The organism is Profundibacterium mesophilum KAUST100406-0324 (genome assembly GCF_009835145.1).
Classification (GTDB): Bacteria; Pseudomonadota; Alphaproteobacteria; order Rhodobacterales; family Rhodobacteraceae; genus Profundibacterium; species Profundibacterium mesophilum.
Map to the genome: position 1 here is coordinate 1 of NZ_APKE01000102.1, position 328 is coordinate 328.

Annotated in this window: 1 pseudogene; it reads left to right on the top strand. The window is 67.7% G+C overall.

Features of this window, described 5'->3' with window-relative positions:
* Positions 1-325, top strand: a pseudogene (locus PMES_RS16430) (hypothetical protein); the annotation flags it as partial.
* Positions 326-328 lie beyond the last annotated feature (3 nt).

Genomic DNA, 328 nt, shown 5'->3' on the forward strand with positions numbered 1-328 from the left:
TGGCACGCAAGCCCGCAAAGGCCGGCCGGCGGAGAATATGTGGACCGCCGCGCGGATGCTGACGACGTTCAGCCCCCGCGATCTGGCGGCTCATTCAACGACCGACGACGTGCTTGTGAGCGAGGACGATGCGCGGCTCTTCTGCGGCTTCTTGCTTCGCGGCTCTTACGTGCGGGTGATCCGCAAGGCCGCGCCTGGAAAGCGCGAGGCGCGCTACAAGCTGGTGCGCAATACCGGCCCGCGCCCGCCCGTCGAGCGGCGCCTGCGCGCCATCTGGGACGAGAATACCGGCCAATACACGCATATTCCGGGGGTGGACGCATGAGCC